Origin of the sequence: Micromonospora sp. NPDC049891, from assembly GCF_040660295.1 — a bacterium.
In the GTDB taxonomy this organism is placed as follows: Bacteria; Actinomycetota; Actinomycetes; order Mycobacteriales; family Micromonosporaceae; genus Micromonospora.
Map to the genome: position 1 here is coordinate 70947 of NZ_JBFAML010000010.1, position 21759 is coordinate 92705.

The window sequence follows — 21759 nt, forward strand, 5'->3', positions numbered from 1 at the left end:
TGTGGGCCGGTCGGAGCGTCCGGTGTGGCGGGTTCGGCCGGCTACGGAGGTTGAGGATCGGCGTTGGCAGTTGGATCGGCTGTCGGAGGCGATCTGTGAGGCCCGGCGCCGTGACGGTTTGCCTTGTGGGGTGGCGTCGTGAACGCCCGCGCTGGTGTTGCCGCCGCCGTGGCTGCGTTCGCCGTGTCGGTCGGATGTGCGCTCGCTGACTTCTGGCTGATCGCGGTGGCGTTGCAGGTGGCGCCCGCCTATGCCGCCGGCAGGTGGATGCGGCGCACCGACCGAGATGAAACCGTCGCCGACCTGCGGGCCGAGGTCGCCGAGCTGCGTGACGAGCTGCGGGCGCTGATGCCGTATGTGACGGCGTTGGAGGACGCCCGCGACAACGCGTGGACGGCCGCACATGAAGACCGGTGGGCGGATGAGGCCCGCATGGTTGCCGATCGCCGCCCCGACTGGTCCGAGTTGGACCGCAAGCCCGCCTCTGCTGCTTCTCCGGACGCCACCACGCCGCGTCCGTCTACCACCGCTGCTTGACCCGTCCTGAGGGGGACTCGTGACTCTCTACTACTCCCGAACGCGAAGCATGTTGCATAACGCAATCCGGTACGTCACTGGCCGTAATCGGCAAGCCGCCGCTGTCCAGCCCTCCCAGGCGGTCACCGGGCGGGCCGCAACACCCGACGGCAGCCGCCTCTACCGGGCACGCGAGGTGGACGGACCCACCGTCCGCATCCCCCTGCCGAACGAGCCGGGCGTCAACAAGGGCCGTTACTCACCGCGTCCGGGCGTGGTGCGGCACCGGGCCCCGAACGGCAAGAACGAGATGCCGGAGGCGTTCACACGTCAGCGGGTGGTCGCGTGAAGCCGGCACTGATCGACCAAATCATCTTCTACGGCCACGCCGCCGTCATCGCCATCGCGGTTCTGGTGTTGGTGGCGGCGATCGTCCGTCTCGTCTGGTCGGACATCATCGTGCCGGCCCGCGACAACGAGCAGATCGAAGCCGAGTACGGGCGGCTACTGGCCTGGGCTCGTGCCGTCCCCGCGTTGGGTTCGGGTGAGCGTCGCGGTGTGGCCAGGCATCGGCTGCGCTGGTGGCACCACTTGACGCTGCCGCCCCGCCCGATGCCTCGCCCGCAGTCGGATCGGCTGGTCGCGTCGGCGCCGGTCGTGTTGTCGGATCACATGCGGCCGGTCGATGAGGCGTTCGCGCAACTGCCGTACCCGGCTGCCGGGCGGGCGTCGCTGTCGGTGCCGTTCGACCGGAAGATCCGCGACGATGCCGCAGCCCTGCGTGCCCTGAACGAAGGGCTGCGGTTTGAGGACACCGCGTTCCTGCCCGTACAGGAGGCCAGCCGGTGACCGGTCGTCTGAGTTTGTGGTGGGCGTCGCGTCGTGCCCTGGCCGCCGAGGTGGAGTCGCTGCGGCACGAGTGTGCCCGGCTGCGGCGCGGCTTGCACGAGTCCGAAACCCGGCGGGTGGAGCAGGTTGGCCGCCTGGGTGACCAGATCGCGTCGCTGCGCGCGGAGGCGAAGGCGTTGGATGCCGCACATCAGCAGCAGCGCCGCGACCTGGAAGCGGAGCGGGTGTGGGGTAACCGCATCGCGCACCGGGTGTCGACGGCGATCCGCTGGTCTGACTGTCTGCCGACCGGTCGGGCGGCCGAGTTGCGTGCCCTTCTGTCCCCCGCCATTCCCGGAACCACGCCCACGTCTGTTGAGGAGTCGCCGAATGCTGCTGTCTAACCCGCCCCCGTTCCGGCCGATCGAGGTGTACACGATCACGCCGCTGGACTATTTGACCGCGTTCGGGGTTGCCGTGGCGTTGGTGGTGTTGGCGATGGCTGCGGTGGTGTGGGTGATGCTGCCCGACACCAAGGCTGGTGGCGGTGAGGAGCCGGTGGAGTCGGCGGAGACGGTCGAGTTGCCGCGCCGCAACCGGCCCCACTCAACCGGCACCGTGTGCGCTGCCGGGTATCGCCGCGAGACGGCAGACGACATCACCACCGTCATCGACACACGGCAGGTGCCGAGGTGAACGGCATCCAGTGGGTCGATCCGGGCAGGTTCGGCTTCGTGATCGGCGGGCTGCTGATCGCGGCCGGTGTGGGGATGTTGGTGCGGGCGATCCGCCGTCGCCGGTACCGCCGGCTGGTGGCCGAGGTGGGGCCGGTGTGCGCCGCGTATGGGGTGCCGAAGGGCAAGTGGCATCCGAGCACGGGCGAGCCGCGCCCTGACAGCCGGTATCGCGGGTTCGCGGTGGGGCGGGCGTCGGTGGTGCCGCAGCAGCGGGACGGCCGCCGTGGCTGACCGCATCGTCAACCTGACCCCGCACGACATGCACGTGTACCCGCCCGACTGTCCGGACCGCATCGAGCCCGGCAGCGTCGAGCCGATCGCCGTGATCCCGCCCGCACCTGCCGAGATGCGTGCGCCGCTCGACAAGACCCGGGTTCGCGCTTCGCGGCCTGTCACGTACGGCGGTGTGGACATTCCGGTCAACGTGGTCCGCCATCACGGGTCGTCTAACCTGCCGCCGCCCGAGCCGGGCGTGTGGTTTGTGGTGGCGCTGGTGGTGGGGTTGGCGAATCGGGACCGCCGGGATCTGCTGGTGCCGGATGAGGCGGTCCGCAGCTTGGGCGGGTCGATGATCGGCTGCCGCTCGTTCGGCCTGCCACAAGGTGACGCTGATGGCCGTGACTAAGCGCCCGTTCGTGGGGCTTCCGACCGCCGAAGATCGGTCCACCGAGTGCACTTACTCCGCCGACCTCGACAAACCCTCGTGCGGACAGCCCGCTACCCAACACGTCGTCGGGCGGGCGGAGGGCTGGGGTTGGGTGTTCCTCAACACCTGCACCGACCATCTGTCGATCGCGGTTGCGGGCTGCGCCGAGGTGGGGGACGTTCACGCCGCTGAGGGCTGCCCGGGTGTGCACTACGAGCCGGTCGGCGGTGGCCGGTGACGACGCGCGCCTTCTACCGGGGCTACCAGTTGGCCCGCACGACCCGGCTGCACATCATGCGGGAGGACGGCAAGTTTCCGGGCCGGTCCGCCTTGTGCGGGGTGCACGGGTGGGGTGTCCGCAACTCGGAGCCGATCATCGTGGATCCGATGCCAGCGAGTCCGCCGGCTGGGTTGTCGTGGTGTCCGCCGTGTGTGGGCAGGCTGGCGGAACGCGCCGGGGTGCTGGCGGGTTGGGCGGCCGAACTGGCGGCAGGTGACCTGTGAGCGGGTCAGGTGTCGTGCTTGGTGCGCCCGTGTCGACGGCCAGGCGGCGTGTCTCGTTCGTCTTCCTCGGGGCCGGTGTCGTTCGGGCGGTGCCGGCTGATCCACGCCTCGATGTCTTTGGTGTGCCACACCTTGCCCATGGCCAAGGTGACGTACGGCTTGGGCCAGTCGGCGCGGGCAACGAGCTGCTGAACGCGCTGACGGCTGATGCCGAGGCGTTCGGCGATCTCGAACTGCCCCATCAGCGGCTTCGTCATGGTCGCGAACATAGTGACGAGACTACTTGTCTCTTGACTATGGGGGCAAGGCAGTGCACACTAGTGAAGTGACTAGCTGGTCTGTTGACCAGCACCCAAACCCAAACTCCTTCCGCCACCGGAGGCGATGAGTCATGCCCGGAACCGATCTGACCGTTGCCGACCTGCTGTGTGGCCACCACCGCAGCACCCGCAACGAAACCCCCTGCATCCTCGCCCCGAACCACGACGGCGAGCACCGCGACACCGACGGCCGCACCTGGTTCAACTACGGCCCGATCCAGCAGTACCAGATCACCTGGATGTCCGGTCACGTCGAGACGATCCCCGCCCATCAGGTGACGTACCCGCACCGGGGCATGGCCATGACCCGCTCGATACTCGACATGCCGGCCGAGGGTGGTGCGCCGCGCGTCCAGTTGCACGCGGAGATCGACGGCCACTGGCGGTTGATGCTGTCGGCGCGTGAAGAGGACATCCGCACGATGCGCAACGTGACGGGTGGGGAGCGACTGTGACCGCCCCGGTTCGTGTTCACCCTCTGGCTGCCGCCGCTGACGCTCTCGCCCGCGCCGATGACGGTGCACCCGCCCAGCCCGGCGACCTCGCTCTGATCGCCGCCTACGAGCAGCAGTGCCAGGCCGACGCGGGCCGCCTGCTGCTGGACGGGTTGGAGTGGGATCGGATCGCGTGGCTGGCCACGCAGTGCCGGTTCTGCGGCCCGGAGGGTTCAACCGGCCCGGACTGCGGCGACTGCGACGGACCGGAGGTGCCGTGATGGCCGACACGAACCCGCAGGACTGGCGGCTGCCCGTACCGGTGCGCCTCATTGACGTAGCCGAGCAGGCGCGGCAGATGTTCGGCGAAGAGGCTGCGGCCAACCTCTTCGGGCCCCCGAACCTGCCTGAGAACGACTACCGCTTCGAGGCGGTCATGCCTGGCGGGGCCACGGTCACGTTCGCGCACAACACGACCGCCGCCCAGCTTGCGGCATACCTCAAGCGTGAGGGCGTCGACTTGGCCGGTGAGCAGCAATGACCGATCCGCTGTGCTCCTGCCTCCCAGCCGCTGACGGCCCCGACTCGGATGGCTGCGTTCTGCATGACTTGCCGCTGTCCGGGCTGTTCATCGGGGACGCGCTGTGACCGCCGCCGTCGCCACCCCGCCGACCCCCGTGCCCGCCCCGCCTGTGCGGTTGGGGGTGCCGTGTCCGACGTGCGGTGACCTGCTGCCGGGGCTGCTGGCCCTGTGCCTGCGGCCGGAATGCATCCGCGCCTTTCTCGACGACGACGCGAGGTACGACCAGTGACCATCACCGCCGAACCACACACCAAACCCGGCCCGCCGTCGTCTCTCACCAACCCCGACACCGGGCACCGCTGGTACATCCACCCCGTCACCGGTGAACGGTTCATCTCCGTCACCACCGTCCTCAGCCACATCGCCAAGTTCGGGCTCACCGACTGGGCTGCCGGCCTCGCAGCCCGCGCCGCATTCGACAACCTGCCCATGCTCAACCGGGCATCACGGCACCCGCTGTGCAACTCCACTCGCACCGATGACGCGTGCGGCAACTGCCGGGACTGCGTCACCTTCTGGCTGGCCGACCGGCACAACCAGGAACGAGACGCCGCCGCCGAGCGTGGCACGAAACTGCACGACGCCGCCGAACACACCGTCCTGCACGGGCCAGGTGTGCACGTCGATGACGACGCGAAGCCGCTGGTTGACCAGTGGAACCGCTGGTATGAGCGGTACCGGCCCGAGTTCCTGGCCACCGAGATCACCGTGATCTCCCGCAAGTGGGGCTTCGGCGGGACTCTCGACGCGATCCTCCGCTTCACTGCGCAGTCGCGGCTACCGAAGCAGCTCGCCCACCTGACCGGGCTGCCGCTGGTCGACGACTACAAGGCCAGCCGCAGCGTGTACCTGACGAACGGCTGGCAGGTGGTGGCCTACGCCAACGCCGACGCCGTACTGCTGCCTGACGGCACCGAGCAGCCGATGCCCGAAGTGAAGGGCGGCCTGATCGTGCACATCCGCCCCGAGCGGGTGCAGATGCGCGAGGTCCACCTGTCGGACGCGAACTTCGCCTACTTCGTGCACATGTGCCGCGTCGTCGAGGGCCTGGCCGCACCCCTGAACAGCGTTCTTTCTCGCCCCGTGACCATGAAGGAGGCCGACTGATGCCTATCTTGGGGCTCCAACTGAGCCAAACCGAAGTTGGCCGTATCCGCCTCGGCGTGAAGGCTCGCGCCGCGAACGGCCGCGAGAAGCCGACGAAGCTCGATCGGCTTCGCTTCACCTCTCCTCGCAAGGTGCTGATCGAGCAGATTGCCGCCAAGTACGGGGGCACGGTGGAGCCGTGGCAGCCGCCGCGTGGCTCCCAGCAGTGGCAGGTCATCACCGACACCGCCGAGGTTCCGGTGCTGATCCCGCCGCAGGATCCGGGCGAGTCCCAGTGGTACGAGATGTGGTCCAAGGGTGGCTGCCTGCGGCGCTGCGACGGCCAGCAGGAGAAGATCAGCAAGAACAACTGCTTGTGTGACCCCGCCGCCCGCGACTGCAAGATGCACACCCGTCTGCGGGTCATGTTGGAAGACATCCCCGGTATGGGGGCGTGGCGGGTCGACACCGGCTCCTACTACGCCGCCGTCGAGCTGCCCGGTGTCGCGCAGTTGTTGGCGATGGCGCAGGGTGCGATCCCGGGACGGCTGGTGCTGGATCAGCGGACGGTGACCCGGCAGGTGGATGGGAAGCCGCAGACGTTCAACTTCGCTGTCCCGACCTTGCATGTGGACGAGTTGACGCCGAAGCAGTTGATGTCGGGTCGGGTGCAGGAGTTGGTGGCAGCCCGCAATGCTGCCGCTGTCGCTGGTGACGTGCGGGTGGCGATTGCCGCTGCCGTTGACTACACGGCGTTGATCGATGCGGCCAGGTCGGTTGAGGCGCTGTACGACGTGGCGAAGCAGATCAAGCAGCAGCACGGTGGGGAGATCCCGGCGGATCTGCTGACGGTGTTGGAGGCGAAGCGGGCGACGATCCTCGCCGCGCAGCCCACCCCGCCGCAGCCTGCCCCTGCCGCGCCCGCTGAGGTGCCGGCTGGGGATGACCTGAACGAGTTGTGGGCGAACATTCTCGCCGCGTCGCCGTGGGACACCGCTGAGGAGTTGGGGCGGAATTTCTGTGAGGTGGTGGGCCGGTCGTCGGCTGATGCTACGGCGGAGGACATGCGCCGGTTCCTGTCGGCGATCGAGACGGCGAAGGCTGCGGCATGACCTGGCACAAGGGGCTGATGCTGACCTACGACTGCGAGACGACCGGCGTGGATGTCGAGTCGGACCGGATCGTCACCGCAGCCGTGGTGAAGATCGAACCAGCCTGTCACCCGCTGATCCGCTCCACCGTCATCAACCCGGGCGTGGAGGTGCCTGCCGCTGCTGCCGAGGTGCACGGGTGGACGACGGAGCGGGTACAAGCGGAGGGCAAGGAGCCGACCGCCGAGTTGGAGTGGATCGCCGCCGACCTGGCCGCTGCGCTCACCGCAGGTATCCCGCTGGTGATCGCCAACGCCCCCTACGATCTGACGCTGCTCGACCGCGAACTGCGCCGCCACGGCCTGCCGACGCTGAACGACCGGCTCGGCGGGCAGCCCATCGGCCCGGTCATCGACCCCATGGTGATCGACAAGGCCCTCGACCGGTACCGGCCGGGTAAGCGGAAGCTCACCGACCTGTGCGCCACCTATGGGGCGCGGATCGATGAGGCACATGACTGCACGGCTGATGCTCTGGCTGCTGCCCGGGTGGCATTCCGGATCGGTCAGCGGGCGCAGCAGGCGTTGGCCGACCCGTACGCGGTCGCCGAGGTGTACGCGGATCGGCGTTACCCGGATCGGATTGTGCGCGGGTTTCAGGAGTTCGGGAAGCTGACCCTCGCCGAGGTGCACGCCGCGCAGGTGGGCTGGTATGCGGAGCAGGCCGAAGGGCTCGCCCAGTACTGGCTTCGGACCGCGAACGAGTTGGAGCACCGGGCGACCCGTGCCACCGACGACGCCGAGCGTGAGACGGCGTTGGCGGACGCGAAGGATCTGCGGCAGCGCGCAGGGGATGTCACCACCGACTGGCCGATCCGCCCGTACGGCGGTGCCCGGTGACCGTCATGAACCCGGTTGCCGTGGAGGACGCCATCCGTGAGGTGTCCAACCGGATCGCCAACGGTGTGACGGTGTGCGACACCCGGTATCGGGCGTTCCTCGCCGCCGATCGGGAGTACGACGCGGCGTTCGCTCGCGCCTACATGGCCCATCAAGGGGCTGCTCATGAGCGCAGGTACGCCGCTGAGATCGCCACCGTGAAGGAGCGTGAGGCGCGGGACGTTGCGGATGCGGCGTACCGGTACGCGGACCGGCAGGCGAAGGCGTTGGAGAACGAGCTTCGTGCGCTCCAATCGGTGGGGGCGTCGATCCGGGCGATGTATGCCACGGCCGGGGTTGGTGAGCGGTGATGGAGCGCCGTTCGCCGTTGCGTCCGATGTCGCCGAAGCGTGCCGCTGAGCTGGCCGCGCAGGGTGTGTCCCGTCCGTGGTCGACGTTGACGAACAGCGGCGCCGGCCTGTCCCGCGTCGCCGCCGTGAAGGATGCGAAGCCGAAGCGTCCGCGTGACACCGGCCCTGCCAAGAGCACCGTCGAGACGGTGGCCGCCCGCGACCACAACGGGTGCGCGGTCTGCGGCCTGCCGGTGTCGGGTGTGCGGGGCGTTGACTTCTCTGTGCATCACCGCAGGCCGAGGGCTGCCGGTGGCAGTAGCCGCACCGACACGAACGGTCCGCAGAATCTTGTGCTTTTGCACGGATCTGGTGTGTCCGGATGTCACGGCCGTGTCGAGCAGAACCGGGCTGAGGCGTACGCGAACGGGTGGCTGGTGCGTCAAGCCCAGGATCCGGCCGAGGCGCCTATCAATCATGCCGTTCACGGGTGGGTGCTGCTTGCCGCCGACGGCTCTCTGACTTTCCTCTCCCCCAACCGCAACGACTTCACCCCAGCCTGAGGAGGCAAACCATGACCAACCAGACCAGCAACAACAGCCCGTGGATCGCCTACCTGGCCTCCCCCGACGGCTGGGTGTACCAGAGCGCAGAGGACGCAGCCGAAGACCTCGGCCCGGAGGAGGAGGTCCGGATCGGTGTCGCCCGTGGCACTGCGGCCCCCACCGAGCGGGACGGCGGCCTGCGACTGCCGGGCACCTACCAGTCCGGGGATCAGGTGTTCGAGTTCGAGACGTACATCGACGGTGAGGGTGATGAGTCGCAGTCGGCTGCGGTGCGGTTCGCGCAGGCTCAGGCGATGGCGGCCGGGCTGAACGCTGCGGCGGCGGTGCCGGCATGAGTGCCGACATCACGGCGATTCGCCGCCGTGTCGCCGAATGGGAGAAGGCAACCGGTCCGGGTGGTGAGAAGGCGTGGCTGGCCGGTCTGCTCGCCGCTGATGCGCGGACGCTGCTGGTCGTGATCGACCAACTGCACAACGACCACGCAGCCACCCAGGGAGCACTGCGGAGTCTCGCCCAGGCGTACACGGTGGCGACCGGCCTGCCGTCCCCGGTGGAGGTGCCCGCATGATCGCGGACACGGTCATCGAGTTCGACTTTTCCGGGCTGACGGTCCGCGATGAGCGGGGCGCGCACCTCACCATCGAGCGCACGAGTGACGGGCGTGTGTCGGCGTGGATTGCTCGGCCGGGCACCTCGGACGGCTATTCGGTGGTTCTCGACGACGCGGACCGGCAGCAGGTGGCCCGATTCCTCGACGTGCAGCCGGCCGGGGCACGGTCGTGGCTGGCCGTTTCGGAGCCGGACATCAACCGGGTGCGTGGCGGCAAGACGGGCCGGGTGTGGCAGCGCACGGAGCGGTGGGGCAAGAGCAAGTGGGAGTCCGACTTGGACACGGGGTTGCCTCGGGAGTGGCATGAGCTGCTGGCCGATGAGGGAACCCTTCACGAGGTCGACGGGTCGGTGGCCTGATGGCGATTTTCGACGCCCGCGAGTACACCACCCGTACCTACGAGTGGGCTGTTCCCACCGGCTGCCCCGCCTCCGAGTTCGACAAGGCGTGGGCGGTCGCTCTCGCCACCTACCGGCGGGTGCACGGGCTGTCTGAGGACGAGATGCCGAATGACGGCGGTTGGCTGCGGGTGTATGCGGTCGATGAGCAGGTGGTGTTGCGGTTCGACGTGCGGGAGGCGGGCCGGTGACCGCCGTGACGATGCCGGAGCCGCCGGACCGTGCCCTTGTCGGACTGTTCGACCCCGCCGGCCGTGATCTGCCGGTCGTGTTGGAACGAGACGACACCGAGGACGCCGAAAGCGGCACCGTCGACCACTGGATCCCGGTGGACGGTGTGCCCGCACGCACCTGGCGGCAGGTGCTGGAGTGGGCGGACGGTGAGGATCTGCGGGTGGTGCGCCTGTACCGGGCCGACGACCCGGCTATCACTGGCGCGTTCAACGCCGGAGTAGAGGCAGCCGCCGCAGCGATCGAAGCGCACGCCGAAGCGGTCGGCTGGTACGAGAGCAGCGGCACGTGGGCTGAGGCGATCGAGCAGGCCCGCAAGGCGGCCAAGCCGTGACCGCCGCCGTTCGTGCCATAACCATCCGCCGCCCATGGGCGCCCTGCATCGCCTCCACCGCACCGGGCGCGAAGCGTGTCGAGAACCGGGGAGCCCTCACCCACCACCGGGGCACGCTGCTCATCCACGAAGGCACCAAGGTTGAGGCCGACGCCTACGCGGACCCGCGCGTGGTGTCGCTACTCGACCCCGGTCAAGACGACCACACGGTTGCGGGTGCTGGTGCGGTCATCGCCGTCGCCACCCTCGCCGACGCCCACCACGCCGCTGCCGGTGGCTGCTGCGAGCCGTGGGGCGAAATCTGGTATCACGGCCCAACTCGCACGGTCAGGGCTGTGCATCTGGTGTTGGCTGATGTTCGGCCGCTGCCGCGCCCGGTGCCGTGTTGGGGTGCGCTCGGGCTGTGGACGCCTTCCCCCGATGTGCTGGCTGAGGTTGAGGCGCAGTACACCGAAATCGAGGTGGCGCAGTGAAGCCGCCCACCATCTCCGAGGATCAGCTACTCCGCCACATCATCGACGCCTGCCGGAAGATGGGCACCGTCCACACCGCCCACTTCCGGCCCGGCCTCACCCAATCCGGTAACTGGCGTACCGCAGTGTCCGGCGACGGCAAAGGCTGGCTGGACCTGACCATTGTCGGACCCGGCGGCATCCTGTTCCGCGAACTCAAGTCAGCGACCGGCTCGACCACCCCGGAGCAGCGGCAGTGGATCGGGTGGCTGACTGAGGCCGGTCAGGACGCGGCGGTGTGGAAGCCGCGTGACTGGTATTCGGGTCGGATCGTGGCCGAGTTGGAGGCGATCCGCCGCCCGGTCGCACGCATGGCGGTGACCCGTGGCTGACCTTGCCGAGCTGGACGCGGTTCGTATGCCGTTGCCGTTCACGACCGGCCGTGGCGGCTACACCGTCGCCATCCACAACGGGGACATCTACCTCAACGCCCGGCCACTCACCCGCCGTGAAGCCCTCGAACTGTCGGCCGCGTTGGCGCGGGCCGTCAACGACACGAACGGAGCCCTGCGATGAACAACAGCTCAAGCAGCAACAGCGGCGGTGTCGGCTTCGTCGGCCTGCTGACCATCGTCTTCATCACCCTCAAGCTGACCGGCTTCATCGACTGGTCGTGGCTGTGGGTCCTGTCTCCGGTGTGGATCACCACCGGAGTCGCCCTGTTCTTCCTCGCGGTGGCAGCGGCCGTTGTCGCCGTCAAGAAGTGAGCATGCGATGACCCCCGACAGCATCTGGTTTGCGGTCCGTGACGCCCAGCGTGACGTCACCACGGCTGCGATCGTGCGCGGCTTCCCCGCCCTCACGGTGCAGGAACACGAGGCTGCCCGCCGTTCCGCCGACCAGCTACGCGCCTGGCAGCAGGCCACCCGCACCGACGTGACCGACCCCAACCACACCCCGACGCCCACCCAGGAGGTGGCCCATGCCTAACCCGAAGCCCTCCCAGATCCTCCGCGACGCCGCCCAACGCATCCGCGACCTCGCCGACGCGGCCACCCCCTCCGGCGCACTGCCGCACGGCTGGTCCGGTGCCGTCGGCTACGACAACTCGCCGATGCTGTTCGGCGGCCCCACCCAAGACGGCTACCGCACCGGCATCATCTTCCACTTCCAGGAGGAGACGCTGTGCGGCGACTGCACCCGGCCGACCGCCGGGGATGTGGCGCACATGGCGGCGTGGCATCCGGATGTGGCGGTCGAGGTGGCCGCGTTTTTGGAGCAGGCCGCCAAGTCGGCTGACTACACGCTGGGTGCGCCGCCGCCGTTCACCGCGATTGCGCTGCGGATCGCGGCGATGTTCCCGCCGGTGGATGAGCCGGCCGCCGTTGTGGTGGTGGCCGCGTGAGCCCGCAGCGGATCCAGCGCAAGCGCATCGCCGGCTGGCGGATGCCGGAGAACACGATCTATGTCGGCCGCCCTACCGTCTACGGAAACCCGTTCAAGGCAGGCCAGGAGTTCTGCGGCCCCACCATCCGCTGCTACTACACCCCGACCGAGCTGGTCGCCATGTTCCGCGAGTGGCTGGCACACGACACCCTGCACCCCCTGTTCTGGGACCGGGAGTTGATCGACGCCCACGCTGCCCTCAAGGCGGCCCTGCTGCGCGGAGACCTAGCGGGCAAGAACCTCGCGTGCTGGTGTCCTGCCGGGCAGCCCTGCCACGCCGATGTGCTTTTGGAGTACGCGGCCCGGATCCCGGCAGGTGTGCGGTGAGCCGCCTCAACTTCACCGTCGACCGGCGCAGCAGCGACCACGGCGACCAGTGGCGCAACCAGGCCGTCTGCCGCGACTACGACCCGGAGACGTGGTTTCCGGTCGGCACGTCCGGGCCCGCCCTCGCCCAGACCGAAGCAGCCAAGGCCGTGTGCCGCCGCTGCCCCGTCCGGACGGAATGCCTCAACTGGGCGCTCGAATCCGGTCAGCGTCACGGCGTCGCCGGAGGCATGACCGAGCAGGAGCGTGAAGCGCTGATCCGTCGCGGCATCCGTCAGGTGACCGCCGCATGACCACCACTGTCAGCATGGCCCGCCCCACCCCCGGGGCGGGCCCCACCCACCAGGAACAGCCCATGGACTACCGCGCCCTCGAACGCATTTTGATTGCCGCCAACAACGGCCACATCCACCTCACCCCCGGCCTCGACTACATCGACCGGCGCACCGGCCGCGACGTCAACGACCTCGTGTACGCGGCCGAAGACAAGGGCTGGCTTGCCCTGCTGCCGGGCGGCCGGATGAGGGTCACCGACGCGGGCGTGCAGTGGTTGGGGCGGGAACGGAAGCGTGCCCGCAAACCCGACCCGGACGGGCCGAAGCCGCCGGTTCCGGTGTTCAGCGACAGCGGGAAGGCAGCCTGATGCCCGAATTCGTGCAGCCTGCCGTCCACCTCATCGGCTGGACCACGTTCAACGCCGAACTGATGCGCAAGCTCACCGGATGGACCACTGACGCCGAAGGCGGGCAGGCGCTCGCCGAGGCTGCCGGGAGGCTTTGCTTCAAGTCCTGGCAGAAGCCGAACCCGGCCACCGCCACCAACGCCGGTTACCTCGCCAACATCCTCCGCCAGCAGCACGAATCCGTGGTCGAGCACGCCACCGCCACCTTCTACGTGACCGGCGTGTCCCGGTCGCTGCTGACGGAACTCAGCCGCCACCGGCACATCTCACTCAGTGTCGTCTCGCAGCGGTACGTGGACGAAGCCAACGCCGCCATGGTGGTGCCCCCTGCCGTCGCCGACCACTTTGGAGCCAACGCCGGCCTCAGCAGTGTCGCCGCCTCGGCCCGCAGCGTCTACGAGGGCATGGTGAACGTCCTCACCAGCGAAGGCATGAAGCGTAAGCAGGCACGTGAGGCGGCCCGTGCGGTGCTGCCGAACATGACCGAAACCCAGTTCGTCATCACCGCCAACCTCAGGGGATGGCGTGACGTGCTGCGACGCCGCTGGCATGTGGCTGCCGACGCCGAGATCCGCCGTTTCGCTGGCCTCGTGCTGGCCGAGCTGCGCGAGGTGGCACCGAACGTGTTCCAGGACTTCCCCGCCGAGCCGTTCGGGACCGGTGAGTGATGCTGCTCTGCGACTTTGACATCATCGCCGCCATCCAATCGGGCCGGCTCCGCGTCGACCCGTACGAGCCTGCCCTACTACAGCCGTCCAGCATCGATGTCCGCCTGGATCGGCATCTGCTTGTGTGGCCGGCAGTCGACCCCGATGCGTGGATGCCCGGCGACATCGTGGACCCCGCCCAACCGCAGCACATGCGGCCGATCGCTATGACGGACGGCGGGTATCTGATGCTGCCCGGTCAGATGCTGCTCGCCTCGACGGTCGAGCAGGTCACGTTGGATGCCACGTTGGCGGCCCGCGTCGAGGGCAAGAGCAGCCTCGGACGGTTGGGGTTGGCGGTTCACATCACCGCAGGCTTCATCGATCCGGGCTTCTCCGGCCATGTCACGTTGGAACTGGTCAACCACAATCCGCGTCCGCTGCTGCTGCGGCCGGGCATGCGGATCGGCCAACTGTGCCTGTTCACACTCTCCGGCCCCGCCCAAGCCCCGTACGGCTCTGCTGGCCTGTCGTCTCACTACCAGGGTCAGCGCGGCCCGACCGCCTCGCGGTCGCATGTCGGCTGGCGCACCTGGCCCACCTCGACCGCTCCGACGGAAGGAACCACCGCATGAAAGCCACCGTAGAACGTGACGCGTTCGCTGCTGCTGTCCTCGACGCTGCCCGCGCTCTCCCCAACCGGGCATCGGTTCCTGTCCTCGGTGGGCTGCTGCTCCGGGCCGCCGACAACGGTCCCACCGACAACGGGGTGACCGTGTCCGGTTTCGACTACGAAGTGTCACACGAGTCGTGGGCGCGCGGCGCCGTCCAAGATCCCGGCGACGCTTTGGTGTCCGGTCGTCTGCTGTCCGCGCTGGTGAAGGCACTCCCCCACAAGCCCGTCGAACTCGCATCAGCCGGCACCCATCTCGAACTCGTGTGCGGGTCCGCCCGGTTCACGTTGCCCACCATGCCCGTCGAGGACTACCCCACCCTGCCCGCACTGCCGGAGACGATCGGCACCGTCGACACTGCCGCGTTTGCGGCAGCCATCAATCGGGCTGCTGTTGCAGCCAGCCGGGACGAAGCCCTACCGATGATGACTGGTGTCCGCGCCGAGTTCCGGCCCGGCAAGGTGACCCTGCTAGCCACCGACCGCTACCGGCTCACCGTCGTCGAATGCCCATTCACCGCCACCGACCCGGACCTGTCCATAGACCTGCTCATCCCGGCGCAGGTGCTCACCGAGACGGCGAAGACCTGGACCGGATCCACGATCGAAGTGTCTGCGGCGCCGGGCGGTGACGGTTTGGTCGGGTTCGCCGACGGCAGGCGGAAGACCACGTCGCGGCTGCTGGACGGCGGCAACTACCCGCCGGTCCGCAGCCTTTTCCCCAAGGACGTCGCTGCGTCGGCGCTCGTCCCGGCAAACGACCTCGTCCAGGTGGTGAAGCGGGTCGCGCTGGTCGCGGAACGGTCCACGCCGGTGCTGCTCACGTTCACGCCCGGATCCGACACGCTCGTGGTGGAGGCAGGCGGTGCTGAGGAGGCACGCGCCTCCGAAACGATGACCATCGGCCACTACAAGGCCGGCGAGCCGCTGACCATCGGCTTCAACCCGCAGTACCTCATCGACGGGCTGACCACGGTTGGCGGTGACGCCCGGCTCACGTTCGTAGACGCCCACAAGCCGGCCGTCATCAGCCCGGCCGAGTCGGACGGCAACCTCCACCGATACCTGATCATGCCCATCCGGGTACAGCGATGACCACCGCCACCCTCCCCAGCCGCCGCACCACCACACTTCCCTGCTCAACCGACCCCGAGCAGTGGTACGACCCGGACCGCGAGCAGGCGGCCAAAACCGGATGCACCACCTGCCCCGCCCGCGACACCTGTCTCCTACTCGCTCTCCAAACCGACGAGCCGTGGGGTGTGTGGGGTGGTTTCACCACGGTCGAGCGGGCACGCATCGCCGCCGGCCGAACTGCCCGGCCCTGCCACCACTGCCGGCTGCCGTGCGTCCCGCGTCGCGCGCAGCACGCCTCCTGTGACCGGTGCGCCGACCAGCGCACCGGACGCAACCGGGATGAGGAAGTAGAAGCCGTTGCCCAACTCGCAGCCGACGGCCACACCGACCCGGAGATCGCCGCCCGTCTCGGCTGGAAGGTGTGGGAGGTGAAGGAATGCCGCCGCAAGCACAACATCGTGTCCCGGTATGCGAACGGCGGCGGGTATCGCAAGCAGCCGTCCGAGTTGGCGCCGTGCGGAACGAATGCCGCTTACCGGCGGCATAAGCGACGTGATGAGCCGGTGGATGAGGCGTGCGCCGCGTCGGAGCGTCGCCGGGCTGCTGATTTCGCGGCGAAGCGTAAGGCGGAGAGGCAGGCGGTGGCGGTGTAGTCGCTGACCTGCATAGACGGGGGCGTGGTCCTGCTGATGGCGGGCCGCGCCCTCACCCATCCCCCACCAGCCATCGATCGAGGTGAACACCCATGGCCGCTCCGAGAACTTGCCCCACCCCCGAAAAAATCCGGTACCGGGATCGGGTTGCCGCCGCATTGGCCGCCGCGACCGCGTCACGGCGTGACGGGTTCGACCGGCAGGAACCGTACCGGTGTGCGGGGCATTGGCACACGCGGACCGTGGCCAAAAACCGGGGGCGGCGGTGAACGGGGGCAGCAGGAAAGCCCGACGCTGCGGGGGCGTCGGGCTTGGTGGGTGTGAGCGTCGTCTAGCTGGCAGGCGGCTCGGAGTTGGCGTCACGCTTCCGCCGCTCGTACAGCTCCACAAGCCAGTCGTACGGGATGAGCGCGGCGCGCGGCTCGTCCTTCTTCTCGTTCTTGATGACGGTCGGCTCGCCGTGGAAGAACGCGGCGTCGATGCGCTGACCGAGCGCCTTGCGCAACTGCATGATCCCCATGACTTCAACGCCCTTCATGTCCATAAGGTAACTGGCGTACGTGACGTACATAGCGTACGCTATCCAAGGTCAGGAGGCCAAGCCGTCCCCATCGACGCTGGCCAAGCACCTCTCACGCAGGAGAACCGCATGCTCCGACAGGTCAACATCGCCGGACGGCAGACGCCGTGAGGAGCCAACTCCGGCCCATCGAAACCCGGTACGCCGGCTGCCTGTTCCGCTCCCGGACAGAAGCAAGGTGGGCCGTCTTCTTCGATCACCTCGGCCTCGCATGGGAACACGAGTCCCAGGGCTACCGGGCGGAGTTCGAGGTGAAGCACGGCAACGGTGAGTTCAACTACCTGCCGGATTTCCACCTTCCCAAGCTTGGCCTGTACGTCGAAATCAAACCGTCCATGCCCGACCACGTCGACCCCGCCGGGGTCAAGCGGTGGCAGCACTTCGCCGGCATGGTCGCCATGCAGTGGGACCGGGGACGCACCGCCATGTTCTGCGGACCCATCCCGAACCCCGACACCGTCGACCACTACGGCCCGCCTCGGGCCGACGAATGGTACGACCAGTCGATCGTCACTCTCGCTGACTGGCATGTCGCTTGGTGCGCCTGCCCAACCGGGCTGCATTTCGACATCCAGTTCCAGGCTCGCGGCGGGCGCATCCACTGCGGGTGCCCGCGCATCCAGGACGAGCGCATGTACGTCAGCGGCGACAACCCGCGAATTCTCGACGCTTACCGCGCCGCGCGGTCGGCGCGATTCGCGCGGGCGCCCCAGCTTGCATAGCCCCCTTCCGCACCAGCACATAGGAGCAGCAGTGGCACGAATCAGGTCTGTGAAGCCCGAATACTGGGCTGACCAGGATCTTGCCGAGCAGGTGTCGCGGGACGCCCGCCTGCTCTACATCGGGCTGTGGAACCTGGCCGATGAGCACAGCCGCCTGCGCGGCGACCCCCGATACATCAAGGGTCAGTTGTTCCCGTACGACGATGACCTGACGCCGGACGCCATCGCCATGCTGCTCGGCTCGCTGACGTTGGCGGGGAAGGTCGTGCAGTACCGCACCCCCGCCGGGACGTTCATTTACCTGCCGAAGCTGGCGAACCACCAAAGGTTGGAGCCGGACAAGGTTCCCACGAAGCTGCCGGGACCGGACGACGAGTCATCTGTACTGCTCAAGCCGCAGTCGGAGAACGACACGGTTTCGTCTGCGCGCCGCTCGGACGAGTTCGCGCGGCACCTGGATGAGTCGTCGCTTCTTTATGGGACAGGGAGCATGGAGCATGTATCTCCCTCATCGGCTACGCCGACGGACGAAGACAATGCCGCCCTCTTCGCCACGCCCGATCCTGAGCACACCGAGCCGCAGCCCGACCTGACCCCGTCGTCCGCGCCGAAAAAGTCATGGACGAACGAGCAGATCGACACCGACCCACACTGGGTGGCGTTCTGGGAGGCGTACCCCCGCAAGACCGACAAGGGCCACGCCCGCAAGGCGTGGCTCAAGGCGCTGCGTAACGGCGCCACCCCCGAAGGTCTGACACACGCCGCGTTGCAGTTCCGCAACCACCCGAAGACACCCCGGGACATCAAATACGTGCCACACCCCACCACCTGGCTGAACGGTGAGCGGTTCAACGACTTCCTCGAACTGGCTGAGGCAGCCCCCGCCGGTCCGCGCCCGTGGTGGGAGAACTGATGACCCAGACCGTGGACGCCCTCTACGAGATCGTGTTGCCGAAGCTGGACGGCATCAAAAAGTCCGGCTCCGGCTACATGGCCCGCTGCCCCGCCCACGACGACGGATCCGCCAGCCTGTCCCTCGGACGCGGCAAGGAACACCCCGTCCTGCTCCACTGTCACGCGGGGTGCGCCCCTGAGGACATTCTCGCCAAGATGGATCTCGGTTGGGAGGATCTGTCAAAGCCGCGCGAGAAGGTCGAGCGCGACAACTGGCAGGGCCGCCGCAACGGCCAGCTCGTCCAAGCCGGGTCGGCGCGCTGGGCCGCCGTCTACGAGTACGTGAACGAGGACGGCAACCTGCTGTTCCAGGTGTGCCGCTCGCCCGATAAGAAGTTCCTGCAACGCCGGCCTGACCCGTCAGCCCGTGACGGCTGGTCCTACAGGCTTGGTGACACCCGCCGCGTTCCGTACCGGCTTCCGAAGGTGATCGAAGCCGTCGCAGACGGCAAGCTCGTGTTCATCTGCGAGGGCGAGAAGGACGTTCACACCCTCGAAAAGCACGGGCTGGTGGCCACCTGCAATCCGGGTGGCGCCGGGAAGTGGAAGCCGGAATACAACGAGTTCTTCCGCGAAGCGGTCGTCACCATCATCGCGGACAAGGACGCTCCCGGTCAGGCTCACGCCCGGCAGGTCCGCGACAACCTGCTGGGTGTCGCCGCCGAGATCGAGATTTGGGAAGCGAAGGACGGCAAGGACGCCACCGACCATGTGAACGCCGGCCACAACCTCGCGGACATGGAGGTGACGTGGCGGTCGCAGAAGCCCGCCAAGCCGGATCTCGCCCCTGATCTGTGGGAGTTCCTGTCGGTGGAGGATGAGCCGTACAAGTGGCTGATCCCCGACCTGCTGGAACGCGGCGACCGTGTCCTCTTCACAGGATTCGAGGGGCTGGGCAAGAGCATGGTTGCCCGGCAGATGGCCGTGGCCATGGCTGCCGGGGTGCACCCGTTCCTGCACCACCGGCGCATCGAGCCGGTGAAGGTGCTGGTCATCGACTGCGAAAACTCGGAGCGTCAGGGCCGCCGCAAGTACCGGCAGATCGCCGACGTGACGGTAAAGAAGGATTGCCGGCCCGCTGAGGGCATGCTGCGGCTCATCCACAAGCCGGAAGGCATCGACCTCACCCACCCTGAGCATGAGGAGTGGCTGATGGAACGGGTGACCGCCCACCAGCCGGACATGCTGTTCATCGGCCCGTTCTACCGGCTGCACAACGCCGACATCAAAGACGAGATGGCGGCCCGCCGCACGGTGGCAGTGCTGGATAAGGCGCGCACGGCCGTCGACTGCGCCCTGTTCATTGAGGCGCACGCCGGCCACGGCGAGGCGGGCAAGAACCGGTCGGTGCGGCCGGTCGGGTCGAGTCTGCTGCTGCGGTGGCCGGAGTTCGGTTTCGGTATCGCCCCTTGTAAGGATCCGGCGCCGGGGCAGCCGGTGATGGATGTGGAGATTCGGCATTGGCGTGGGATGCGGGATCAGCGGCAGTGGCCGGGCTATTTGACGTGGGGTGATCCGGGCGATTGGCCGTGGAAGGTGTCGTTTGGTGCGGCTGAGGAGCCGGTGACGCCGGGGGTTATCAAGCCGACTGGCCCTTCGAGGTGGTCGTGATGTGGAAGGAGCCGGTCGATGTGCTGTGACTACTGCGGCCTTGCTACGGGTGCTGTCGCCTCGTGGGAGGTGTCGTCTGGTGCCCCCGGCGAAGGCATGACCCGCTACGTGTGTGACCCGCATTTGCCTGCTGCTCGCGCCCAGGTCGGGTTGACGGGGCCGGTTCGGGTGTTTCGGACGAATGTCGAGTATTGGCGGCGGCTCGCCCGGGTTGTGGCGTTGCCGGACCGCACGGAGCCGATTGGGGAGGCGGCGTGAAGCCCTACTACAGCGATGACAGTGTCACACTGCACCACGGCGACGCCCTCGACGTGCTCCGTGCCATGGCATCCGGGTCCGTCAACTGCGTGGTCACCTCCCCGCCCTACTACGGGCTGCGCGACTACGGCGAGCCCGGCCAGTACGGGCTGGAAGAGACTCCGGCCGCGTACGTGGAGCGGATGCGCGACGTGTTCTCCGAGGTGCGTCGGGTGCTCGCAGACGACGGCACACTGTGGCTGAACATCGGCGACTCGTACGCGTCGACCGGGGGAACCTCGGGTGTCGGCCCTGACGCCGTGGTCGCCCAGACACGGCGACAGGACACCGGGCGGACCCGACTGGCCAGTACCTTGCCGCCGAAGAACCTGCTCGGCATTCCGTGGCGGGTGGCGTTCGCCCTTCAAGACGACGGCTGGATTCTGCGGAACCGCATCGTCTGGCACAAGACCAACGCCATGCCCGAGAGCGTCACTGACCGACTGTCAAGCCGAAGCGAAGAACTGTTCCTCTTCGCCAAGGCGCAGCGCTACTGGTTCGATCTCGACGCCATTAGGGAACCAGCCGTCACGGCAGACCGTCCGGCAACTCTCAAGACACGCGGCGGCAGTGAATGGTCAGCGAAGGCTGTCAAACCCGGTAGCACTCAGCAGCGCACACCAGGCGCGGACGGCCTCGGCCACCATGCGTTGGGCCGCAATCCTGGTGACGTGTGGTTGATCCCTACCGCACCGTTCTCCGGTGCCCACTTCGCCGTCATGTCGCCTGGTCTGGCCCGCCGCTGCATTGCTGCTGGGGGTCGGCCCGGTGGCATCGTGCTCGATCCATTTGCCGGGAGCTGCACCACCGGTATGGTCGCCAACCAGTTGGGGCGGCGGTTCGTGGGAATCGATTTGTCGGCGAAGTATCTCGACCTTGCGCTGAGGACGCGTCTCGCGCAGGGCGTGCTGATGTTCGGGGATGCGGCGTGATGTCGCAGCAGGGAGAACCGGCCGTGACTGAACCCGTGGCGCAGACCGGCGTGGTGGCGTGTGCGTTTCCGACCAAGTCTGGTGTGGCTGGGCATGTTGCGGGGTGTCAGTTGTGTCCGGCGTCGCCCACCTATTGGCGGGGTGCTCCGACCGCAAGCGTGTGCCGGTACGACAAGCCCGAGCAGGCCAGTGAAGGAGCCGACCGATGACCGGCGCTCACCTCGACTGCGAGGCCCTGTACACAGCGATCGACCGGGAACGCCGCAAGCGCCGGATTCGCGGTAACCGTGAGGTGCTGCGGCAGGCCGGAATCGGCGGACCGAGCCTGCTCACCCGGCTGGGGCAGGGCCACGGACCGTCGGCCGACAACTTGATTCGGCTGCTCGCGTGGCTGGGCACCACCGACCTTGCCCCGTTCATCTGTTCCGAGGACGGGCCGCTGATGACTGAGCAGTTGCACACCGGCCCCGCTACGAAGCCCGCCCAACTGGCCACGAAGGAGACAACGAGATGATCCGCGTTCACCTGTTCAGGTGGTGGAGGCATTGGCAGATCGACGCCGGATGGCCGAACCGGGGATGGCTGTCCATCGGG

General features: G+C 68.1%; 43 protein-coding genes. 41 read left to right on the forward strand and 2 right to left on the reverse strand.

Translation table 11 applies throughout. From position 1 onward, the window contains the following. Positions 1–138: 138 nt before the first annotated feature. From AB0I71_RS15180 to AB0I71_RS15220, 9 genes are read left to right on the forward strand one after another with little or no spacing between them, the layout of a single operon-like run. Positions 139–537 (forward strand): hypothetical protein, encoded by a 399-nt coding sequence (locus AB0I71_RS15180; RefSeq protein ID WP_357584848.1) that lies wholly within the window; start codon positions 139–141, stop codon positions 535–537. Between the two features lie 49 nt (positions 538–586). After that, positions 587–865 (forward strand): hypothetical protein, encoded by a 279-nt coding sequence (locus AB0I71_RS15185; protein ID WP_357584850.1) that lies wholly within the window; start codon positions 587–589, stop codon positions 863–865. After that, positions 862–1365 (forward strand): hypothetical protein, encoded by a 504-nt coding sequence (locus AB0I71_RS15190; protein WP_357584852.1) that lies wholly within the window; start codon positions 862–864, stop codon positions 1363–1365. The genes AB0I71_RS15185 and AB0I71_RS15190 overlap by 4 nt, the downstream gene beginning before the upstream one ends. Then, positions 1362–1748, forward strand: coding sequence for a hypothetical protein (locus AB0I71_RS15195; RefSeq protein WP_357584854.1), 387 nt, complete (start codon positions 1362–1364; stop codon positions 1746–1748). Before AB0I71_RS15190 ends, AB0I71_RS15195 begins: the two co-directional genes overlap by 4 nt. Further along, on the forward strand, positions 1735–2040 hold the full coding sequence (locus AB0I71_RS15200; RefSeq protein ID WP_357584856.1) for a hypothetical protein: 306 nt from the start codon (positions 1735–1737) through the stop codon (positions 2038–2040). Before AB0I71_RS15195 ends, AB0I71_RS15200 begins: the two co-directional genes overlap by 14 nt. Beyond that, on the forward strand, positions 2037–2312 hold the full coding sequence (locus AB0I71_RS15205; protein WP_357584858.1) for a hypothetical protein: 276 nt from the start codon (positions 2037–2039) through the stop codon (positions 2310–2312). The genes AB0I71_RS15200 and AB0I71_RS15205 overlap by 4 nt, the downstream gene beginning before the upstream one ends. Positions 2313–2346: 34 nt before the next feature. Next, a complete protein-coding gene (locus AB0I71_RS15210; RefSeq protein ID WP_357584860.1) occupies positions 2347–2706 on the forward strand; it encodes a hypothetical protein in 360 nt (119 codons plus the stop codon). Next, positions 2693–2965 carry a hypothetical protein gene (locus AB0I71_RS15215; protein ID WP_357584862.1) on the forward strand — a complete coding sequence of 91 codons (273 nt, stop codon included), beginning with the start codon at positions 2693–2695 and terminating at the stop codon, positions 2963–2965. Before AB0I71_RS15210 ends, AB0I71_RS15215 begins: the two co-directional genes overlap by 14 nt. Beyond that, complete coding sequence (locus AB0I71_RS15220) at positions 2962–3231, forward strand: hypothetical protein (protein ID WP_357584864.1); 270 nt, start codon at positions 2962–2964, stop codon at positions 3229–3231. The genes AB0I71_RS15215 and AB0I71_RS15220 overlap by 4 nt, the downstream gene beginning before the upstream one ends. A 5-nt stretch (positions 3232–3236) precedes the next feature. Here AB0I71_RS15220 and AB0I71_RS15225 read toward each other — a convergent pair whose 3' ends face one another. Further along, entirely contained in the window at positions 3237–3488 is a 252-nt protein-coding gene (locus AB0I71_RS15225) for a DNA-binding protein (RefSeq protein WP_357584866.1), read from the reverse strand. 134 nt (positions 3489–3622) lie between these two features. Between AB0I71_RS15225 and AB0I71_RS15230 the strand changes: the two genes are divergently transcribed. The 27 genes from AB0I71_RS15230 (at position 3623) to AB0I71_RS15360 (ending at position 16069) form a co-directional block, all read left to right on the forward strand. Then, positions 3623–4006, forward strand: coding sequence for a hypothetical protein (locus AB0I71_RS15230; protein WP_357584868.1), 384 nt, complete (start codon positions 3623–3625; stop codon positions 4004–4006). Further along, entirely contained in the window at positions 4003–4266 is a 264-nt protein-coding gene (locus tag AB0I71_RS15235; protein WP_357584870.1) for a hypothetical protein, read from the forward strand. Before AB0I71_RS15230 ends, AB0I71_RS15235 begins: the two co-directional genes overlap by 4 nt. After that, positions 4266–4526 carry a hypothetical protein gene (locus AB0I71_RS15240; protein ID WP_357584872.1) on the forward strand — a complete coding sequence of 87 codons (261 nt, stop codon included), beginning with the start codon at positions 4266–4268 and terminating at the stop codon, positions 4524–4526. The genes AB0I71_RS15235 and AB0I71_RS15240 overlap by 1 nt, the downstream gene beginning before the upstream one ends. 103 nt (positions 4527–4629) lie before the next feature. Continuing rightward, positions 4630–4797: a hypothetical protein gene (locus AB0I71_RS15245; RefSeq protein WP_357584873.1), complete on the forward strand. Its 168-nt coding sequence runs from the start codon at positions 4630–4632 to the stop codon at positions 4795–4797. Beyond that, the gene (locus AB0I71_RS15250; RefSeq protein ID WP_357584875.1) at positions 4794–5675 is read left to right on the forward strand and encodes a hypothetical protein; all 882 of its coding nucleotides are present in this window, start codon (positions 4794–4796) and stop codon (positions 5673–5675) included. The genes AB0I71_RS15245 and AB0I71_RS15250 overlap by 4 nt, the downstream gene beginning before the upstream one ends. After that, entirely contained in the window at positions 5675–6766 is a 1092-nt protein-coding gene (locus AB0I71_RS15255) for a hypothetical protein (protein WP_357584877.1), read from the forward strand. The genes AB0I71_RS15250 and AB0I71_RS15255 overlap by 1 nt, the downstream gene beginning before the upstream one ends. Then, complete coding sequence (locus tag AB0I71_RS15260; protein WP_357584879.1) at positions 6763–7644, forward strand: exonuclease domain-containing protein; 882 nt, start codon at positions 6763–6765, stop codon at positions 7642–7644. The genes AB0I71_RS15255 and AB0I71_RS15260 overlap by 4 nt, the downstream gene beginning before the upstream one ends. A gap of 5 nt (positions 7645–7649) precedes the next feature. Then, positions 7650–7994 carry a hypothetical protein gene (locus tag AB0I71_RS15265; protein WP_357584881.1) on the forward strand — a complete coding sequence of 115 codons (345 nt, stop codon included), beginning with the start codon at positions 7650–7652 and terminating at the stop codon, positions 7992–7994. Then, a complete protein-coding gene (locus tag AB0I71_RS15270) occupies positions 7991–8536 on the forward strand; it encodes an HNH endonuclease (protein ID WP_357584883.1) in 546 nt (181 codons plus the stop codon). The genes AB0I71_RS15265 and AB0I71_RS15270 overlap by 4 nt, the downstream gene beginning before the upstream one ends. An 11-nt stretch (positions 8537–8547) precedes the next feature. Continuing rightward, positions 8548–8874, forward strand: a complete 327-nt coding sequence (locus tag AB0I71_RS15275) for a hypothetical protein (protein ID WP_357584885.1) — start codon at positions 8548–8550, stop codon at positions 8872–8874. Beyond that, positions 8871–9107 carry a hypothetical protein gene (locus AB0I71_RS15280; RefSeq protein WP_357584887.1) on the forward strand — a complete coding sequence of 79 codons (237 nt, stop codon included), beginning with the start codon at positions 8871–8873 and terminating at the stop codon, positions 9105–9107. Before AB0I71_RS15275 ends, AB0I71_RS15280 begins: the two co-directional genes overlap by 4 nt. Next, entirely contained in the window at positions 9104–9508 is a 405-nt protein-coding gene (locus AB0I71_RS15285) for a hypothetical protein (protein ID WP_357584889.1), read from the forward strand. Before AB0I71_RS15280 ends, AB0I71_RS15285 begins: the two co-directional genes overlap by 4 nt. Next, the gene (locus AB0I71_RS15290) at positions 9508–9738 is read left to right on the forward strand and encodes a hypothetical protein (protein ID WP_357584891.1); all 231 of its coding nucleotides are present in this window, start codon (positions 9508–9510) and stop codon (positions 9736–9738) included. Before AB0I71_RS15285 ends, AB0I71_RS15290 begins: the two co-directional genes overlap by 1 nt. Continuing rightward, the gene (locus tag AB0I71_RS15295; protein WP_357584893.1) at positions 9735–10112 is read left to right on the forward strand and encodes a hypothetical protein; all 378 of its coding nucleotides are present in this window, start codon (positions 9735–9737) and stop codon (positions 10110–10112) included. Before AB0I71_RS15290 ends, AB0I71_RS15295 begins: the two co-directional genes overlap by 4 nt. After that, the gene (locus AB0I71_RS15300) at positions 10109–10585 is read left to right on the forward strand and encodes a hypothetical protein (RefSeq protein ID WP_357584895.1); all 477 of its coding nucleotides are present in this window, start codon (positions 10109–10111) and stop codon (positions 10583–10585) included. Before AB0I71_RS15295 ends, AB0I71_RS15300 begins: the two co-directional genes overlap by 4 nt. Further along, entirely contained in the window at positions 10582–10956 is a 375-nt protein-coding gene (locus tag AB0I71_RS15305; protein ID WP_357584897.1) for a hypothetical protein, read from the forward strand. The genes AB0I71_RS15300 and AB0I71_RS15305 overlap by 4 nt, the downstream gene beginning before the upstream one ends. Further along, entirely contained in the window at positions 10949–11140 is a 192-nt protein-coding gene (locus AB0I71_RS15310) for a hypothetical protein (protein ID WP_357584899.1), read from the forward strand. Before AB0I71_RS15305 ends, AB0I71_RS15310 begins: the two co-directional genes overlap by 8 nt. Next, positions 11137–11331 carry a hypothetical protein gene (locus AB0I71_RS15315; protein WP_357584901.1) on the forward strand — a complete coding sequence of 65 codons (195 nt, stop codon included), beginning with the start codon at positions 11137–11139 and terminating at the stop codon, positions 11329–11331. Before AB0I71_RS15310 ends, AB0I71_RS15315 begins: the two co-directional genes overlap by 4 nt. A 7-nt stretch (positions 11332–11338) precedes the next feature. Next, positions 11339–11554 carry a hypothetical protein gene (locus AB0I71_RS15320; protein ID WP_357584903.1) on the forward strand — a complete coding sequence of 72 codons (216 nt, stop codon included), beginning with the start codon at positions 11339–11341 and terminating at the stop codon, positions 11552–11554. Further along, on the forward strand, positions 11547–11969 hold the full coding sequence (locus AB0I71_RS15325) for a hypothetical protein (RefSeq protein ID WP_357584905.1): 423 nt from the start codon (positions 11547–11549) through the stop codon (positions 11967–11969). The genes AB0I71_RS15320 and AB0I71_RS15325 overlap by 8 nt, the downstream gene beginning before the upstream one ends. Further along, positions 11966–12337 (forward strand): DUF4326 domain-containing protein, encoded by a 372-nt coding sequence (locus tag AB0I71_RS15330; RefSeq protein WP_357584907.1) that lies wholly within the window; start codon positions 11966–11968, stop codon positions 12335–12337. The genes AB0I71_RS15325 and AB0I71_RS15330 overlap by 4 nt, the downstream gene beginning before the upstream one ends. After that, the gene (locus tag AB0I71_RS15335) at positions 12334–12630 is read left to right on the forward strand and encodes a WhiB family transcriptional regulator (RefSeq protein WP_357584909.1); all 297 of its coding nucleotides are present in this window, start codon (positions 12334–12336) and stop codon (positions 12628–12630) included. The genes AB0I71_RS15330 and AB0I71_RS15335 overlap by 4 nt, the downstream gene beginning before the upstream one ends. Then, positions 12627–12980, forward strand: a complete 354-nt coding sequence (locus AB0I71_RS15340) for a hypothetical protein (RefSeq protein ID WP_357584911.1) — start codon at positions 12627–12629, stop codon at positions 12978–12980. Before AB0I71_RS15335 ends, AB0I71_RS15340 begins: the two co-directional genes overlap by 4 nt. Beyond that, positions 12980–13687: an FAD-dependent thymidylate synthase gene (gene thyX, locus AB0I71_RS15345; RefSeq protein ID WP_357584913.1), complete on the forward strand. Its 708-nt coding sequence runs from the start codon at positions 12980–12982 to the stop codon at positions 13685–13687. The genes AB0I71_RS15340 and thyX overlap by 1 nt, the downstream gene beginning before the upstream one ends. Continuing rightward, positions 13687–14301 carry a dCTP deaminase gene (gene dcd / locus AB0I71_RS15350; RefSeq protein ID WP_357584915.1) on the forward strand — a complete coding sequence of 205 codons (615 nt, stop codon included), beginning with the start codon at positions 13687–13689 and terminating at the stop codon, positions 14299–14301. Before thyX ends, dcd begins: the two co-directional genes overlap by 1 nt. Next, positions 14298–15434 carry a DNA polymerase III subunit beta gene (gene dnaN / locus AB0I71_RS15355; RefSeq protein WP_357584917.1) on the forward strand — a complete coding sequence of 379 codons (1137 nt, stop codon included), beginning with the start codon at positions 14298–14300 and terminating at the stop codon, positions 15432–15434. The genes dcd and dnaN overlap by 4 nt, the downstream gene beginning before the upstream one ends. After that, a complete protein-coding gene (locus AB0I71_RS15360; RefSeq protein ID WP_357584919.1) occupies positions 15431–16069 on the forward strand; it encodes a WhiB family transcriptional regulator in 639 nt (212 codons plus the stop codon). The genes dnaN and AB0I71_RS15360 overlap by 4 nt, the downstream gene beginning before the upstream one ends. Before the next feature lie 331 nt (positions 16070–16400). Here AB0I71_RS15360 and AB0I71_RS15365 read toward each other — a convergent pair whose 3' ends face one another. After that, positions 16401–16607, reverse strand: a complete 207-nt coding sequence (locus AB0I71_RS15365) for a hypothetical protein (protein WP_357584921.1) — start codon at positions 16605–16607, stop codon at positions 16401–16403. A 293-nt stretch (positions 16608–16900) separates the two neighbouring features. On the opposite strand from AB0I71_RS15365, the gene AB0I71_RS15370 reads away from it, so the two are divergent. From AB0I71_RS15370 to AB0I71_RS15390, 5 genes are all read left to right on the forward strand, one after another. Continuing rightward, on the forward strand, positions 16901–17371 hold the full coding sequence (locus AB0I71_RS15370; protein WP_357584923.1) for a hypothetical protein: 471 nt from the start codon (positions 16901–16903) through the stop codon (positions 17369–17371). A 49-nt stretch (positions 17372–17420) separates the two neighbouring features. After that, a complete protein-coding gene (locus tag AB0I71_RS15375; protein ID WP_357584925.1) occupies positions 17421–18284 on the forward strand; it encodes a hypothetical protein in 864 nt (287 codons plus the stop codon). After that, positions 18284–19936, forward strand: a complete 1653-nt coding sequence (locus AB0I71_RS15380) for an AAA family ATPase (RefSeq protein ID WP_357584927.1) — start codon at positions 18284–18286, stop codon at positions 19934–19936. The genes AB0I71_RS15375 and AB0I71_RS15380 overlap by 1 nt, the downstream gene beginning before the upstream one ends. A gap of 254 nt (positions 19937–20190) precedes the next feature. Continuing rightward, positions 20191–21165 (forward strand): site-specific DNA-methyltransferase, encoded by a 975-nt coding sequence (locus AB0I71_RS15385; protein ID WP_357584929.1) that lies wholly within the window; start codon positions 20191–20193, stop codon positions 21163–21165. Positions 21166–21370: 205 nt separating this feature from the next. Next, positions 21371–21679: a hypothetical protein gene (locus AB0I71_RS15390; protein WP_357584931.1), complete on the forward strand. Its 309-nt coding sequence runs from the start codon at positions 21371–21373 to the stop codon at positions 21677–21679. The last annotated feature ends 80 nt before the right edge of the window (positions 21680–21759 follow it).